This is a genomic window from Neisseria sp. N95_16 (genome assembly GCF_002551535.2).
GTDB lineage: Bacteria > Pseudomonadota > Gammaproteobacteria > Burkholderiales > Neisseriaceae > Neisseria > Neisseria brasiliensis.
Genome location: NZ_PDBT02000017.1, coordinates 1 through 15,126, shown reverse-complemented (window position 1 = coordinate 15,126; position 15,126 = coordinate 1). Strand labels below are relative to the sequence as shown.

Below are 15,126 nucleotides of genomic sequence, written 5' to 3'. Positions count from 1 at the left end.
ATGAACCAACAACAAAAAGAAACCCGCGAACTGCTGGAATTGGAAATCAAACTGGCGCGCTTGAAAGTGGCTGCTTCTTATTTGAAACAACGCAAACTCAAAGAAATCCGTGCGCAAAAATCGGCTGAAAATGAAGCCATGCTCTACCGCTTGGCTGATTTTGGCAGCAGCTTTGCCACATCATCGACCAGCTTGTTGTCAAAAACATCGCATTTACCGTTGCCCAAGCCTTACCGCTATGGCGCTATATTTGCCCTGTTTGCTCTACAAGCGTGGCAAAATCATTTAAAGCAAAGTCAAAATAAATAAAAACGCCTATCGTTTTAAAAAATATTGTCTTTAAAGTGAAAATTTATTAAGATAGCAGGGTTGGTTTAACCATATTTTTGAAAAGGGAGATTCTCACCATGCAAAAAACCATCCTCGCACTCACTTGCGCCGCATTTTCATGCGGCGTTTATGCCGATGTGACCTTATACGGTCAAATCAAAAGCAGCGTCAGCACCAGCCAAGTTAAAATCAAAGGCGATTCCGGCACTGAAAAAAGCGCAACCTCAACCCGTATTAACGACAATACGTCACGCATCGGTTTCAAAGGCAAAGAAAAATTAAGCGATGATTTGACTGCGATTTGGCAGTTGGAACAACGTGCTTCGATTTTGGGTCAAAGCAACAGCCAAAAATGGGGCAATCGTGATTCATTTATCGGTGTGGAAGGCAGCTTCGGTAAGTTGCGCGCCGGTAATTTGAATAATATGCTCAACGAAATGGATACCATCGATACCTGGATGTGGAGCCATACCGCTACAGGTTTGGGCGTGTTTACCCGCACCGGTTCGCGCAATGTATCGGTTCGTTACGATAGCCCATCGTTATCAGGTTTCCAATTCAATGCGCAATATTCTCCGCGCGATAACCAAAACCCTGAAGACAAATACACCCATGCCGAAGCAGGCCGCGATCAATACACTGCAGGCGTAAGCTACAGCAATCCTGAATTCTTTACCAAGCTGGCTTATAACTTACGTAAAAACCGTGTCGGCACCGAAGACGGCCACATCGTTCGCTTGGAAACTGCTTACGATGCTAATAATGTATTCTTGGGCTTAGGTGCACAATATGCCAAAGCCAACGAAAGTGCCAACACTTATCTGGCTAACTTCACCGATGGTTTCAATACCTACAACGGTAGCGACATTACTGCCGATGCCGGTAAAGAAGAAGCTGTAAAAGTGATTGATGCCGCAGTAACCGCAGGCTACAACTTTGGCAACTGGCGTCCGCGCATTACCTACGCACACGGCTGGCCGGCTAAAGGCGTGGATAGCGGCGAAAAATTGGTGGATAAATTCGACCAAGTGATTGTTGGCGGTGATTACCGCTTCAGCAAACGCACTTCTGCACGCGGCCAAGTCGGCTACCTGCGCGTAGGCAATAAAACACGCTTAACCGCAACAAATAAAGGCAAAGTAGAACAAGCAGCCGCATCTTTGGGCTTGCATCACCGCTTCTAAGATTGCGCATGAAACAAACCTGCCTGAGCTATTTAGGCAGGTTTTTGTATTTTTATTGGCTATAAAAAAGTAATGATTTTTCAGGCCGTCTGAATCAGCCATGACAAGATGTTTTAACCGTATTTTCCGAAAGCTGCTCAATAATCGCACATTCAGGCTCATCATTGCCTTGGCAGCAATCGTGCCAAGATTGCAGCGTAGCGGTCATGCTTTGCAGGCGGCTGATTTTTTCCTGAAGCGTGGCAATATGTTCCGCCACTAATTGCTTCACTTGTGCGCTGGTGCGTTGCGGATTATGTTTGAGCTGTAATAAAGTCTCGATTTGCGCCAATGAAAAATCAACATCACGCGCGTGTTTGATAAACATCAGCGTATCTAAATCTTTTTCCTGATATTGGCGGTAGCCCGATTCACTGCGTCCGGCAGCCGGAATCAAGCCGATTTTTTCATAATCACGAATCATTTTGCTGCTCAAACCCGAGCGTTTGGCGATTTCGCTGATGTTCATGGGGGGGATCCTTCAAGTGTTTAGACTTGATATGAGGCCATCTGAAAAAAATCAAAGTGAAAAGCCGTCTGAAAGTAGAAGTCTTTCAGACGGCCTATTTAGTTTATTTATTGGTATTAACCAAACTTGGTTTGTGGCGGCCGGCGCGTTGTTGCAAGCGCTCAATCAGTCCTTCTACCGTATTCGGCGCGCCATCAACACAGAATGCGTTATAAAGCACGCTGTGCAATTCGTCGTTGCGGCTTATCGCACCGCCCATCGGCTTCCAATCCGCATTGCGCGGTTTAATCCAGCGGTTGTTTATCGGATCGCCATAGCCGAATACTTTATACGAAGATCGTTTGTCGCCACCATAATTAAAGCTGGAACGGGCGCAGAAAATGCCTTCGGCGGTCAGGTTATCGTAACCTTGCGAAGACTGCGTGTTCAAAATATAGCGGATGCTGGTGTCGGGCGAAGGCATGATTTGCAGGCTGCTCAATAAAATTTTCGGCTGCTTGGCATAGGTTTCACTCACATAAATATCAAACCAATCGCCTGATTTAGTGTCCGGCAGGGCAGGTAAATCGGCTTCGGCTTCTTTAAATTCGCGGGCGGCTTTTTCTTGCGCGCTTTCTTGGTAGCGGCTGTTGACCAAGCTGTCTTTGTCGCTTGTGGGCAGGGCAAAAGCGGAAGTGGCGGCCAAGGCCATAACCAGCAAACTGATGCGGCGCATAACGCTCTCCATGATGAAAATATTCTGCATTTTAGGGTTTCAAAAGCACAGGTGCAAGCAAGTCAGGTATAATTAACCTAATATTTAACCAGATTAAACGCAAACCATCATGACCCAAACCTTAGACGTGACCGGCTTGAAATGCCCGATGCCGATTTTGCGTGCCAAAAAAGCCTTGGCACAAATGCAAACCGATGAAGTCTTGACCGTATTGGCCACTGACCCGGGCGCACCGGGCGACTTTGAAGCCTTTTGCCGCCAAACCGGCCATGTTTTATTGGAGTCAACTGAAAACGAAGGGGTGTTTACCTTAGTGGTCAAACACAAATAGGCCGTCTGAAATGCAGAAAACCTTATTGTGTGCCGCGTTATTGATGTTGGCCGCTTGTGGGGGCGAGGAATTGTCACCCAAGCAAAAAGAAGAGCGCGCGCAAGAAGCGGTGAAGCTTTTTAATGAATCCTGTGTGTCCTTGCGTGGGGAGCCGGCTCGAGTGGCCGCGTGGGCGGCCGCACAAAATGCGCAAGCCATGACTGAAGACGATATTAAAAAGCTGCCGTTCGGTATGATGGAGCTTGACTGGAACGCTGTTTGGAAGCTTGAGAAAAATGAAGTGGCCTATTATCTCAGCCTCGCGCCGGAAAGCTGCAGCATCAAAACCGAAAAAGCCGATGAAAACATGGTGCGCCAGCAATTTATGCAATTGGTCGAGCAAGCGCCGCAGGGCTTGAACCATGAACTGCGTTCTGAAAAATCCACCCAGTTGCCGTTTCCTTTCCGCCAGCTTTCTTATGCGTGGCGCGAATCAGGCAGCCCGGAAGAATGGGTGCTGACGGCCAATACATCGCCATCGGAGCAGTTGCCCACACAAGCCGCATTATATTTCACCCATCAGATTTATCATTCCAAACCCGTATTGAACCAAACGAACTGATTTTCAGACGGCCTGAACCAAAGGCCGTCTGAAACCGAACAACCAAAAGGAAACCATCATGCAAACCCTGACCATTATCCAGCCGGACGACATGCATTTGCACCTGCGCGACGGCGATGCACTGAAAGCCGTAGCCCCTTTTACCGCCCGCCAAATGGGTCGTGCCGTGATTATGCCCAACTTGAAACCGCCGGTGGTCAGCGTGGCCGATGCCTTGGCCTACAAACAGCGCATTCTCGATGCCTTGCCTGAAGGCAGCACTTTCGAGCCGTTGATGACGCTATATCTCACCGACAAATCCACGCCTGAGTTGGTGCGCGAAGCCAAAGCCGCCGGCATTGTGGCCTTCAAACTGTATCCGGCCGGTGCCACTACCAATTCCGATTCCGGCGTAACCGATTTGTTCAAACTGATTCCCGTGTTGCAGGAAATGGCGGCGCAAGACATGCGTTTCTTGGTGCATGGCGAAGTCACCGATGCCGAAATCGATATTTTTGACCGTGAAGCCACCTTTATCGAGCGCGTGATGAAGCCCGTTTTGCAGCAGGTTCCCGATTTGAAAGTGGTGTTTGAACACATCACCACTGCCGATGCCGCCCGCTTAGTACTGGAAGCCGGCGACAACGTAGCGGCCAGCGTGACCCCGCAACATCTACTGCTCAACCGCAACGATTTGCTGGTCGGCGGCGTGCATCCGCACCATTTCTGTTTGCCGGTGTTGAAACGCGAAACCCACCGCCAAGCCTTGGTTGCCGCCGTTACCGGTGACAAAGCACATAAATTCTTCTTGGGTACCGATTCAGCGCCACACGCCAAATCCGCCAAAGAAAATGCTTGCGGCTGCGCCGGTATGTTCAGCGCCATGACTGCCATCGAGCTTTACGCCGAAGTGTTTGAAAATGCCGGTGCGCTTGATAAACTCGAAGCTTTCGCCTCTAAAAACGGCGCACGTTTCTACGGCTTGCCGGAAAACAAGCGCACCATCACTTTAGTCAAACAGGAGCAAACTGTTCCTGAAAACGTGCCTTACGGTGATGAAGTATTGGTGCCGATGCGCGCAGGCCAAACCGTGGCTTGGTCGGTGCAATATTGATTGATAGACAAACAAAAATGCCGTCTGAAACTTTTCAGACGGCATTTTTTATACACTAAACAATTAACCGCGTTTCGGATCATCCGGACGCAATTGCACGGCCAAGCGGTCGAGAAGGCCGTTGACGAATTTGTGGCCGTCGGTGCCGCCAAAGGTTTTGGTGACTTCAATCGCTTCATTGATGATGACCGGATACGGCGTTTCCGGCATGCCGGATAATTCGTGGCAGGCCATCAGCAATACGGCGCGTTCGATCGGGCTTAAGTCTTTTTCGTCGCGGTCTAGCAGCGGGCGGATGCGTTCCATGTATTCGGCGGCGTTGGTTTTGGTGCCGAAGAATAATTTGGTGAACAATTCTTGGTCTGCTTTTTCAAAGTCGGGCAGGTCTTGAATGTTTTTGGCCACTTCAGGGGCGGCGGTGTTGTTGATGTTGGATTGGTACAGCGCTTGTACCGCAAGCTCGCGGGCGCGGCGGCGTGGTGTTTTCATGGGGATGTCCTTATAAAAGGTTTCAGACGGCCTGATCGGTGACAGGCCGTCTGAAACAAAGCGTCAGATTATTCTTCGTCTTCTTCTGCGTCGAATTGGTTTTCGAGCAAACGGTTCACCAAGTTGGCCATTTCTACGGCAACTTTGGCGGCATCAGATGCTTTTTCTTCAATGCGGGCAACGGCTTGTTCGTCGTTTTCGGTGGTGAGAATGGCGTTGGCAATCGGGATGTTGTAATCCAAGCCGACACGGGTCACGCCGGAGCCGGATTCGTTCGACACCAATTCAAAATGGTAGGTTTCGCCGCGAATCACCACGCCGATGGCGATCAGGGCATCGAATTGCTCGGATGAAGCGAGGTTCATCAAGGCAATCGGCACTTCCAGCGCGCCGGGTACGGTTGCGATGGTGATGTTGCCGTCGGCCACGCCCAATTCTTGCAGCGTGCGGCAGCAGACTTTCAGCATTTCACCGCCGATTTCGTTGGTGAAACGCGCTTGCACGATGCCGATGCGCAGTTGTTTGCCGTCTAAAACGGGTTCGATGATGTTCATGTTTAATCCTTTAAAAGTGGTTTCAGACGGCATGAAATAGAGCCGTCTGAACAATTAATCTTTAGGCTGCCAATCGGCAACGGCTTGAAATTCGCCGTCTTCGTTCAATTCCCATGCGCTGCCTTGCGGCTGTGTAAGCAGGGCGACGATGTCGGGGTTGTTTTTGGTGATGTCCGACATGCTGCACACGGTGAAATTATCCGGATTGTCGGTGTATTCGTCGCTTTCTTCACCGGTGAAAAAACGCCAGCCGCTGTCGTTTTCAAACACCGGTTCTTCGCGGTATAAAAAGCCCACGGCTTGGCCTTGCTCGGTCACGGTTTTGGTGGCGATGCAGCGGTCGAGCGCGGTTTGCAGGGCTTGGGCAAAAATATTCATAAGGTTTGGCTTCTCAATGATGTGGAGGGGATTTTACACGATTCGGCTGTTTTTCGCACTTGCTATCGCCCATGAAATGTGGGGATTGATGTTACAATAGGCCGTCTGAAAAACAATCAGCCTTAAAGTGTTTGCATATTTTTAGCGGAGTATGGAAACCCATTCGGGCTGCGCATAAAGGAAACCGATGAAATCCGATGTATTGAAGCAGCAGGCGCACCAAAGAATCCAGCAGCATTTGGGTTATGCGTTCAGCCGTATCGAATTATTGCAGCAAGCCTTGACCCACCGCAGTTTCAACGCAAAACACAATGAGCGCTTTGAATTTGTCGGCGATGCGATTTTGAATTACACCATCGCTAAAATGTTGTTTGATGCCTTTCCGAAATTGACCGAAGGCGAGCTGTCGCGCTTGCGTGCCAACTTGGTCAACGAAGGCGTATTGGCTGAAATCGCTTTAGAAATGAATGTCGGTGACGGCTTGTATTTAGGCACGGGCGAACTCAAAAGCGGCGGTTTCAGACGGCCTTCCATCTTGGCCGATGCCATGGAAGCCATGTTCGCCGCAGTAAGCTTTGATGCCGATTTTGCCACGGCGGAGAAGGTGGTGCGCCATTTGTTTGCCAGCCGAGTGAAGTCCGTCGATTTCAAAAATCAAGGCAAAGACAACAAAACCACGCTGCAAGAAGCCCTGCAAGCCCGCCGCTTGGCCTTGCCGAAATACCGCATCGAAGAGCAAATCGGCACAGCCAACGACAGTCGGTTTGTGATTTCCTGCGATTTGGGCGAACTCGGTTTCATCTGCAAAGCCCAAGGCACCAGCCGCAAAACCGCCGAGCAGGAAGCCGCTGCCGAAGCACTGAAATGGTTGGAACAAACATTCCCGATCAAGCGCAAAAAATAAGGGTGAGGCCGTATGAAAGTTTTGATAATAATCGGCGTGTTGGTAATTGTGGCCATGGCCGCGTATGCCGCTTATTTATGGTTGAAAGTGTACCGCCAAAAACAGCAAGCCGGACAAGCCCAAGACGAGCGCCGTCGCAAACTCGCTCAAAGCATAGATCTGATTGCTATGGCGATGGCGCAAGGACAATGCAATTTATCCGAAGGCGTGTTGCGGCTAAAGCCTTTAATTGAATCAGCCGGACTCGATTTCAGCAGATATCCGGCCATGAACAAGCTACATGAAGTGGTGGCCGATATGCCGATTTTGGCCGAACGCCGACAACTCAAGCGCAACGAGCGCATGAAGTTAGACCTCATCCGAGAAAGCAGTGAAGCCGAGTTGGAAAGCGAAATTGTGGCAGAGGCCGTGAATATGCGACAAGCTGTGGAAGCGTGGTTGCCGAAGCAGGCCAATCAATAATTTAAAAGAGTTTTCAGACGGCCTGTTTTTATCAATAGGCCGAGAACTTTCAGAACTCGAAAATTTTTAGAAATCTTTAAACCGTCATTCCCGCGCAGGCGGGAATCCAGACCTATCGGCTTCAGGAATATTTAGCTATTACAGTAATTTGAAGTTCTGGATTCCCGCCTGCGCGGGAATGACGAGTAGAGTTTACTTGGTTCAAATTAAGTTGTGCGAAAGTCTCAGGCCGTCTGAAAACCAAAAATACGAAAGAAAAACATGGACATCGAAACCTTCTTAAACAACGAATCCCAGCGTAGCGAAAACTACCGCTGCGGCTTCGTGGCCATTGTCGGCCGACCGAACGTGGGCAAATCTACCCTGATGAATCACTTAATCGGCCAAAAAATCAGCATCACCAGCAAAAAAGCCCAAACCACGCGCAACCGCGTGACCGGCATCTACACCGACGACACCGCACAATTCGTGTTCGTCGATACCCCCGGTTTTCAAATCAATCACCGCAACGCCTTAAATGACCGCCTCAACCAAAACGTCACCGAAGCATTAAGCGGCGTCGATGTGGCGGTGTTTGTGGTAGAAGCCATGCGCTTTACCGATGCCGACCGTGTGGTGATGAAACAATTGCCGTCACACACGCCGGTTGTACTGGTGGTGAACAAAATCGATAAAGACAAAGCCAAAGACAAATACGCGCTTGAAGCCTTTGTTAACGAAGTGAAAGCCGAATTTGAATTTGCCGGCCACGAAGTCGTCAGCGCCAAACACGGCTTACGCATCGCCAACCTGCTGGAGCAGCTCAAACCGTATCTGCCCGAAAGCATTCCCATGTATCCCGAAGACATGGTCACCGACAAATCCAGCCGCTTCTTGGCCATGGAAATCGTGCGTGAAAAACTGTTCCGCTACTTAGGCGAAGAATTGCCTTACGCGATGAACGTCGAAGTCGAACAATTCGAAGAAACCGAAACCGGCATGTTAAACATCTACATCGCCGTATTGGTCGACAAAGACAGCCAAAAAGCCATCCTCATCGGCAAAGGCGGCGAACGCCTGAAAAAAATCTCTACCGAAGCACGCTTGGACATGGAAAAACTTTTTAATGCCAAAGTGTTTTTAAAAGTGTGGGCGAAAGTCAAATCCGGCTGGGCGGACGATATCCGTTTCCTGCGCGAATTGGGGCTGTAAGAAAAAAAGTGTAGGGTGGCGTGCTTCGCCGACACAACCGACTGAATATAAAGCAAAACCATGCCAGTTATGCCGTCTGAAAAATTTTCAGACGGCATCACACATAGGGCGGATATGCCTATCCGCTAAATACAACAAGACAGAGCGCGTAGGTCGGGTATGTTTACCCGCAAATCCATACGGCATTTTAAATCAAAAAATTAAGGAAAATATTATGAATAATCAAGAAGTTAAAAATATTTGCGGGGGGGGGTAGACTGCCCGGCTGAAAACCCGAATACGATATTAAAAGGTAATCTTGCCAAACTCAAATCCCTCTTTCCTGAAGTCTTCAGCGAAAACCAAATTGATTTTGAAAAACTCAAATTAGCGTTGGGCGAAGACAATCTTTGCGCCCAAAACGAACGCTATCAACTTAATTGGGCAGGCAAATCCGATGCCTACCGCACCTTGCAATCGCCCACATTCAACACCCTTGCGCCCTGCATTGCCGAAAGCGTGGATTTTCACGACACGCAAAACGTATTTATCGAAGCGGAAAATTTGGAAGCCCTGAAAATTCTGCAAAAATCCTACGCGGGCAAAGTCAAAATGATTTACATCGACCCGCCCTACAACACAGGCAACGACAGCTTTATCTATCCCGACAAATTCGCCGAAACCCGTGACGAATACGCCAAACGCGTAGGCGACAAAGACCAAGACGGCTATTTGTTGCGCGACGGCGCATTTGCCGGCGCGTGGCGCAAAAACAGCAAAGACAACGGACATTATCACAGCAACTGGCTGTCTATGATGTTGCCGCGCCTGCATTTGGCGAAAACGCTGTTGCGCGAAGACGGCGTGATTTTTATCAGCATTGACGACAACGAACAGGCGCAACTGAAATTGCTTTGCGATGAAGTGTTTGGGGCGGAGAATTTTGTGGCGGAGTTGGTTGTTATAGTAAAACCAGAGGGTAGAAGATACGGCTATTTTGCCAAAACACATGATTATGTGTTGGTATATTCTAAAAATATAAATAGTCTTAATTTAAATGAGATTTTAGCAGAAGGAAATGAGCATAAGTATGCTGATAAATTAGGGGGATTTTCTTTAAAAGGTTTAAGAAATAGAAATGTACAAGCCTTTAATTCAAAAAATCGACCTAACTTACGCTATCCATTTTATGTGAATACTAAAAATCAAGATGAAAATGGATTTATGGAGGTTTCTACTGTTTCTCAAAATGGTTTTATAAAGGTCGAAGCAAGTATAATTGATGGTTTAGAGAGTGTTTGGAGATGGGGGAGAGATAAGGCAGAAAAAGAAAAACATAATTTGCTTGCATATAAAGGAAATGACGGAGAAATTCGTATTTTTCAAAAAGAACGTAAGTTATCTCAAACTGCAAAAACTGTCTTGTTTGATAAAGAGTTTATTTCAAATAAAGGTACAAAGGAATTACAAGATTTAATTGGGAAAGGTTTTTTTGATTTTCCTAAACCAGTAGCACTAATAGATTTATTTCTTGAAATCGGTTCAAATTCAAACGACCTAATCCTAGACTTCTTTTCAGGCAGCGGTACAACCGCCCACGCCGTGATGCAACTCAACGCCGAAGATGGCGGCAACCGCCGTTATATTTGTGTGCAGTTACCCGAAGAAACCGATGAAAATTCCGAAGCGCGCAAAGCCGGTTTCGCCAATATCGCCGAAATTGCCAAAGAGCGCATCCGCCGTGCGGGTGCGCAAATCCGTAGGTCGGGCATTGATGCCCGACAAGACAGGCCGTCTGAAAATGCGGATACTGCTGCGGGCGCGGTGTCGGGCATCCATGCCCGACCTACGGTGGACACGGGTTTCAAAGTATTCAAACTAACCGAAAGCCATTTCAAACAATGGCGCAGACCGCTTTCAGGCAGCCTGAACGAGCAGCAGCAATTGGCTTTGCTGGAAGAATTTCAAAATATCGTCCATGAACACGCCAGCGTTGAAAATATGGCTTATGAATTGATGTTGCGCTTGGGTTTTGAATTAACGGACAGCATTGAATTTGTTGATCATGTGGTTTGGCTGAACAATGCCGCGCAAACGCGCAAAACCGCGTTGTTGCTGGATACCGTCAATCAAGCGGTGTTGGACGAAGTGCGTGCCCAATCGCCCAAAAAAGTGTTTGTGCTGGACAAAGCATTTGCAGGCGATGACGCGCTGAAAACCAATGCCGCCTTGCAGTTTAAAGATGCCAATATTGACTTTGAAACGCTGTAACGGTGGTGCAAAATGGAATTGAAATTTGAACAATTAGATTATCAGCACGAAGCCGTTAACGCAGTCGTGCATTTGTTTCAGGGCGAACCCAATCAGGAGCAAACCTTTGCTTTGCAATCGGATTTTTCGCCCGTTGTGGGCAATCGGCGCGTTTTGCCGTTGGACGAAATCGGCAAAAATTTAAACGAAGTGCAACACAATTTCAGCCTACCTGAAACGCAAATCGGCGAACACGGCTTGAATTTTTCCGTAGAAATGGAAACGGGAACGGGCAAAACTTATGTGTATTTGCGGACAATTTTTGAATTGAACCGCCAATATGGTTGGCGGAAATTTGTGATTGTCGTGCCGAGTGTGCCGATTCGTGAAGGCGTGTTGCAAAGCATTCGCGCGATGACGGCACATTTTCAGACGGCCTTTGACGGCGTGCATTTCACCCATTCGGTGTACAGCAGCGACCGTTTGAACCGTTTGCGCAGCTTTGCCACCGGCACACATATTGATGTTTTGATTATGAATATTGACGCATTCAATAAAAAAGACAATGTGATTAATACTCCTAATGAAAGTGGAGAAGCCCCCATTTTGCAAATCAGCCAAACCCAGCCGATTGTGATTGTGGACGAACCGCAAAATATGGAAACCGATTTGGCAAAACAAGCGATTGATTCGTTAAACCCTTTGTTTGTGCTGCGTTATTCCGCCACGCATAAAAATCCGTATCACAAAATTTACAGCTTAAATCCCGTGCAAGCCTATAACAAAAAATTGGTGAAGCAGATTGAAGTGGAACCTGTGTTGGCAAAAAATGATGTCAATGGTGCGTATGTGGTATTGAAAGAATTTGTGGCGGGCAAGAAGAAATTAACCGCCAAAGTGGAACTTCATGTTCAGGATAAAAAAGAAACCAAGAAAAAAACGGTTAGCGTTAAGAAGGACGATGATTTGTTTGATAAATCAGGCGGTAATGAAAGTTATCGGCACGGTTTTATTGTCAATAGTTTAGATGCGGAATCGGGCGAAATGGCATTATCAAACGGCCAAATCATCACGTTGGGCGAAGACGATGATTTAATCCGCGATGAAATCATGAAAAAGCAGATGGAATGCACGATTCAAGAGCATTTGAAAAAAGAGAAGCGTTTAAATCCGAAAGGAATTAAGGTTTTATCGTTGTTTTTTATTGATAAAGTGGCGAATTATCGTGAAAACGGCAAATTTGCGCGTTGGTTTGCGGAAATTTACGAGCGCGAAACAGGCGAAAGCGCGGACGGTGTGCATGACGGCTATTTTTCGCAAGACAAAGGCAAGGACAAAGACACCAACGGCAGCAGCAAAGCCGATGAAGCTACTTATGATTTGATTATGAAAGATAAGGAAAAATTGTTGTCGTTTGACAGCAAATTGCGCTTTATTTTTTCGCATTCCGCTTTAAAAGAAGGTTGGGACAATCCGAATGTGTTTCAAATCTGTACGCTCAACGAAACGCGTTCGCCGATTAAAAAACGGCAGGAAATCGGGCGCGGTTTGCGTTTGGCGGTCAATCAACAAGGCGAGCGCGTGCGCGATGACGGCGTGAATATTTTGACCGTGATTCCGAATGAAAGCTATGAAAGTTTCGCCGCCAATCTGCAAAAAGAGTATGAAGATGAATGCGGTATCCAATTTGGTAACGGTGGCGCGAAAAAGGCAAGCGACAGAACCCGGCAGACGTATCGCAAAGGTTTTACGCTAGACCCTGAATTTTTGGCAATTTGGCAGAAATTGTGTTGCAAAACTTATTATAAAGTGATGTTTGAACGCGAAGATTTGATTCAGGCAGCCTTCGAATCGGTTCGCAAAATGCCCCCCATTCAAAAAACGCAATTAGTTGTGCAAAAAGCCAAAATCAATCAAACGCAAACAGACGGCATTTGGGGCGAAGAAATTGATTCGCAAAATCATGCGCTGGAAAATGATTGGGAAATGCCCGATGTGTTGCACGAAATCCAACGCAAAACGCAACTCACGCGCCAAACGATTTTTGAGATTATCCAAAGATCCGAGCGGATTGATGAATTAGCCAATAATCCGCAGCGTTTTATTGATTTGGTCAGTGAGAAAATTTTGCTGGCATTGCATAGTTTGATGATTGACGGCATTCAGTATTTCAGGCAGCCTGAAAAAGATGAAACGGCATACACGCAAAGTTTGGCACGTTGGTGCGATTTGGAAGAAAATGGCGCGGAATTTTTTAAAAATGAGCATACTTTCGCCATTGGAAATGCCGATAAAACGATTTTTTCGGATTATATTTCGCTGGATTCCGGCACAGAAAACACGTTTGCCCGACAGTGTGAAAGCCATGAAGATGTGCGTTTGTATTTCAAATTGCCCGGTTGGTTTAAAATCCCTACGCCGATTGGCCATCACAATCCCGATTGGGCGATTGTGATGAATCATCACGACAAAGTTTACTTTGTTGCCGAAACCAAAAACACAGGCAAAGGCATTCAAGATGGTGTGGATTTGGATAAATTGTATTTGAAAGAACAGCAAAAAATTGCGTGCGCGAAAAAGCATTTTGCCGTGTTTGACGGGGTAAACTATCGTGTGGTGGAAAAGCTAAGTGAATTGTGATTACGAAATGCCGTCTGAAAAAACGAAATCGGAATGTTTCAGACGGCATTTTTATTTAAAAACCGTTAAATCAGTTCAGCCAATCGCTTCACAATCGCTTCGGCAGCCTGCTGTTTGCTGCTTTCGGGGAACGTGGTTTCTTGTCCGTCATCAATAATCGTAATCTGATTGGTGGCTTTGCCCATCGCTTGCGATACTTGGTTGGCAACAATCATCGGAATGTTTTTACGTAGGCGTTTGGTGCGGGCATATTCCAATACGTTTTCACTTTCGGCGGCGAAACCGACACAAAATGGCGGATGAGGTAGCGCAGCCACCGAAGCAAGAATATCGGGATTTTCGGTAAGCTCGATAATCGGTGCTTGGCCGCTGCCGTCTTTTTTCAATTTTTGCTCACTGCTGTTTTTGACTTTATAGTCGGCCACAGCGGCAACGGAAATAAAGGCATCCTGTTGCTGAATCTGTTGATGAACGGCTCGATACATGGCTTCTGCGCTGACTGCCTGCTGGATATGGTGCAAACCGGCAGGCAATGCCGTCTGAATTTGACCGTAGATTAAGGTGACTTCTGCACCGGCTGCGCGGCAAGCACGTGCCAATGCTATGCCCATTTGCCCGCTGGAAATATTGGTAATTCCGCGAACGGGATCGATGGCTTCAAAAGTTGCACCCGCAGTCATCAGGATTTTTTTGCCGGCAAGGGCTTTGGATGACCATAAATCGGGGATTAAATCAGCCAGCTCTACTGCTTCCGGCATGCGTCCGACACCGGTTTCGCCGCAAGCCTGTTCGCCGCTATTGGGTTGGAAGACGGTAATGCCGTCTGAAATCAGTTGGCGGATATTGCGCTGATTGGCAGGGTTAAACCACATTTCCACATTCATCGCCGGCGCGACGGCCAAAGGGCATTTGCGCGCCGCAGCCAAATTAGTTAGTAAATTATCGGCAATCCCGTTGGCGATTTTGGCTAAAGTGTTGGCCGTAGCAGGTGCAATTAAAAATACATCCGCTTCACGCGTTAAATTAATATGCGCCATGCCGTTGCCGCCCGATTCCCCGTTATGGGTATCGGTCAACACAGGATTGCCACTTAAAGCCTGAAAAGTAAGTGGGGAAATAAATTCTGCCGCCGCACGGCTCATGGCCACAGTCACGTTATGACCCTGTTTTTTCAAAAGACGCACCAGCTCGCAAGATTTATAAGCCGCAATGCCGCCGCTGATACCCAGTAGAATATGTTTGCTCATATCAATGAAGTTTGTATCTATTATTAAAAAGAGAAAGAATGTTGCCACTATATCATGAAGTATAGAATAAGGCCGTCTGAAAAGCTTCATTTCAGACGGCTTTTGTATATAGGCTGATAAGTTTTTAGCGGTTGAGTCAGTTTTCTTGTAATTTTGTAAGAATTAAATTTTATTGTAAAACAGCGATTTGTTGGATTTTGTAGAAATTTGTTGTTTGTTGGAGTTGACGGTGTCTGGGGAGAGGGGTATAGTTCGGTTCTTCGCTGCTGA

Annotated in this window: 16 protein-coding genes; 10 read left to right on the top strand and 6 right to left on the bottom strand. The window is 47.3% G+C overall.

What is annotated here, in order from left to right; translation table 11 throughout:
• Both CRG49_RS04300 and CRG49_RS04295 read left to right on the top strand, forming a co-directional pair.
• Positions 1-309, top strand: coding sequence for a hypothetical protein (locus CRG49_RS04300; protein WP_095502124.1), 309 nt, complete (start codon positions 1-3; stop codon positions 307-309).
• A gap of 98 nt (positions 310-407) precedes the next feature.
• Positions 408-1,514, top strand: a complete 1,107-nt coding sequence (locus CRG49_RS04295; protein ID WP_095502123.1) for a porin — start codon at positions 408-410, stop codon at positions 1,512-1,514.
• Positions 1,515-1,608: 94 nt separating this feature from the next.
• Here CRG49_RS04295 and cueR read toward each other — a convergent pair whose 3' ends face one another.
• Both cueR and CRG49_RS04285 read right to left on the bottom strand, forming a co-directional pair.
• Entirely contained in the window at positions 1,609-2,022 is a 414-nt protein-coding gene (cueR, locus tag CRG49_RS04290; RefSeq protein ID WP_095502122.1) for a Cu(I)-responsive transcriptional regulator, read from the bottom strand.
• A gap of 103 nt (positions 2,023-2,125) precedes the next feature.
• Positions 2,126-2,737, bottom strand: coding sequence for a CNP1-like family protein (locus CRG49_RS04285; protein ID WP_095502121.1), 612 nt, complete (start codon positions 2,735-2,737; stop codon positions 2,126-2,128).
• A gap of 106 nt (positions 2,738-2,843) precedes the next feature.
• On the opposite strand from CRG49_RS04285, the gene CRG49_RS04280 reads away from it, so the two are divergent.
• From CRG49_RS04280 to pyrC, 3 genes are read left to right on the top strand one after another with little or no spacing between them, the layout of a single operon-like run.
• The gene (locus CRG49_RS04280) at positions 2,844-3,068 is read left to right on the top strand and encodes a sulfurtransferase TusA family protein (protein ID WP_095502120.1); all 225 of its coding nucleotides are present in this window, start codon (positions 2,844-2,846) and stop codon (positions 3,066-3,068) included.
• Between the two features lie 10 nt (positions 3,069-3,078).
• The gene (locus tag CRG49_RS04275) at positions 3,079-3,669 is read left to right on the top strand and encodes a hypothetical protein (RefSeq protein WP_095502119.1); all 591 of its coding nucleotides are present in this window, start codon (positions 3,079-3,081) and stop codon (positions 3,667-3,669) included.
• A 58-nt stretch (positions 3,670-3,727) separates the two neighbouring features.
• Entirely contained in the window at positions 3,728-4,762 is a 1,035-nt protein-coding gene (gene pyrC / locus CRG49_RS04270; protein WP_095502118.1) for a dihydroorotase, read from the top strand.
• Between the two features lie 63 nt (positions 4,763-4,825).
• Here pyrC and nusB read toward each other — a convergent pair whose 3' ends face one another.
• The 3 genes from nusB to CRG49_RS04255 form a co-directional block, all read right to left on the bottom strand.
• A complete protein-coding gene (nusB, locus tag CRG49_RS04265) occupies positions 4,826-5,251 on the bottom strand; it encodes a transcription antitermination factor NusB (RefSeq protein WP_095502117.1) in 426 nt (141 codons plus the stop codon).
• Positions 5,252-5,319: 68 nt separating this feature from the next.
• Positions 5,320-5,805: a 6,7-dimethyl-8-ribityllumazine synthase gene (ribH, locus tag CRG49_RS04260; RefSeq protein WP_095502116.1), complete on the bottom strand. Its 486-nt coding sequence runs from the start codon at positions 5,803-5,805 to the stop codon at positions 5,320-5,322.
• 54 nt (positions 5,806-5,859) lie between these two features.
• Complete coding sequence (locus tag CRG49_RS04255) at positions 5,860-6,183, bottom strand: DUF2185 domain-containing protein (protein WP_095502115.1); 324 nt, start codon at positions 6,181-6,183, stop codon at positions 5,860-5,862.
• Between the two features lie 187 nt (positions 6,184-6,370).
• Here CRG49_RS04255 and rnc point away from each other — a divergent pair, with 187 nt between their 5' ends.
• The 5 genes from rnc to CRG49_RS04230 all read left to right on the top strand — a co-directional run bounded on the left by rnc (position 6,371) and on the right by CRG49_RS04230 (position 13,609).
• Positions 6,371-7,087 (top strand): ribonuclease III, encoded by a 717-nt coding sequence (rnc, locus tag CRG49_RS04250; RefSeq protein ID WP_095502114.1) that lies wholly within the window; start codon positions 6,371-6,373, stop codon positions 7,085-7,087.
• Positions 7,088-7,099: 12 nt separating this feature from the next.
• Positions 7,100-7,549 carry a DUF2489 domain-containing protein gene (locus CRG49_RS04245; protein WP_095502113.1) on the top strand — a complete coding sequence of 150 codons (450 nt, stop codon included), beginning with the start codon at positions 7,100-7,102 and terminating at the stop codon, positions 7,547-7,549.
• Positions 7,550-7,810: 261 nt separating this feature from the next.
• On the top strand, positions 7,811-8,740 hold the full coding sequence (gene era / locus CRG49_RS04240; RefSeq protein ID WP_095502112.1) for a GTPase Era: 930 nt from the start codon (positions 7,811-7,813) through the stop codon (positions 8,738-8,740).
• A gap of 240 nt (positions 8,741-8,980) precedes the next feature.
• Positions 8,981-10,990, top strand: a complete 2,010-nt coding sequence (locus CRG49_RS04235) for a site-specific DNA-methyltransferase (protein WP_095502111.1) — start codon at positions 8,981-8,983, stop codon at positions 10,988-10,990.
• Between the two features lie 12 nt (positions 10,991-11,002).
• Positions 11,003-13,609: a DEAD/DEAH box helicase family protein gene (locus CRG49_RS04230; RefSeq protein ID WP_095502110.1), complete on the top strand. Its 2,607-nt coding sequence runs from the start codon at positions 11,003-11,005 to the stop codon at positions 13,607-13,609.
• 65 nt (positions 13,610-13,674) lie between these two features.
• Here CRG49_RS04230 and coaBC read toward each other — a convergent pair whose 3' ends face one another.
• A complete protein-coding gene (coaBC, locus tag CRG49_RS04225; RefSeq protein ID WP_095502109.1) occupies positions 13,675-14,856 on the bottom strand; it encodes a bifunctional phosphopantothenoylcysteine decarboxylase/phosphopantothenate--cysteine ligase CoaBC in 1,182 nt (393 codons plus the stop codon).
• Positions 14,857-15,126: the final 270 nt, after the last annotated feature.

What these genes read in the sequence shown, in the direction of transcription:
- nusB (WP_095502117.1), bottom strand. Translation starts at nt 5,251, where the DNA reads ATGAAAACACCACGCCGCCGCGCCCGCGAGCTTGCGGTACAAGCGCTG.
- cueR (WP_095502122.1), bottom strand. Translation starts at nt 2,022, where the DNA reads ATGAACATCAGCGAAATCGCCAAACGCTCGGGTTTGAGCAGCAAAATG.
- CRG49_RS04245 (WP_095502113.1), top strand. Translation starts at nt 7,100, where the DNA reads ATGAAAGTTTTGATAATAATCGGCGTGTTGGTAATTGTGGCCATGGCC.
- rnc (WP_095502114.1), top strand. Translation starts at nt 6,371, where the DNA reads ATGAAATCCGATGTATTGAAGCAGCAGGCGCACCAAAGAATCCAGCAG.
- ribH (WP_095502116.1), bottom strand. Translation starts at nt 5,805, where the DNA reads ATGAACATCATCGAACCCGTTTTAGACGGCAAACAACTGCGCATCGGC.
- coaBC (WP_095502109.1), bottom strand. Translation starts at nt 14,856, where the DNA reads ATGAGCAAACATATTCTACTGGGTATCAGCGGCGGCATTGCGGCTTAT.
- CRG49_RS04230 (WP_095502110.1), top strand. Translation starts at nt 11,003, where the DNA reads ATGGAATTGAAATTTGAACAATTAGATTATCAGCACGAAGCCGTTAAC.
- pyrC (WP_095502118.1), top strand. Translation starts at nt 3,728, where the DNA reads ATGCAAACCCTGACCATTATCCAGCCGGACGACATGCATTTGCACCTG.
- era (WP_095502112.1), top strand. Translation starts at nt 7,811, where the DNA reads ATGGACATCGAAACCTTCTTAAACAACGAATCCCAGCGTAGCGAAAAC.
- CRG49_RS04275 (WP_095502119.1), top strand. Translation starts at nt 3,079, where the DNA reads ATGCAGAAAACCTTATTGTGTGCCGCGTTATTGATGTTGGCCGCTTGT.
- CRG49_RS04285 (WP_095502121.1), bottom strand. Translation starts at nt 2,737, where the DNA reads ATGCGCCGCATCAGTTTGCTGGTTATGGCCTTGGCCGCCACTTCCGCT.
- CRG49_RS04255 (WP_095502115.1), bottom strand. Translation starts at nt 6,183, where the DNA reads ATGAATATTTTTGCCCAAGCCCTGCAAACCGCGCTCGACCGCTGCATC.
- CRG49_RS04295 (WP_095502123.1), top strand. Translation starts at nt 408, where the DNA reads ATGCAAAAAACCATCCTCGCACTCACTTGCGCCGCATTTTCATGCGGC.
- CRG49_RS04300 (WP_095502124.1), top strand. Translation starts at nt 1, where the DNA reads ATGAACCAACAACAAAAAGAAACCCGCGAACTGCTGGAATTGGAAATC.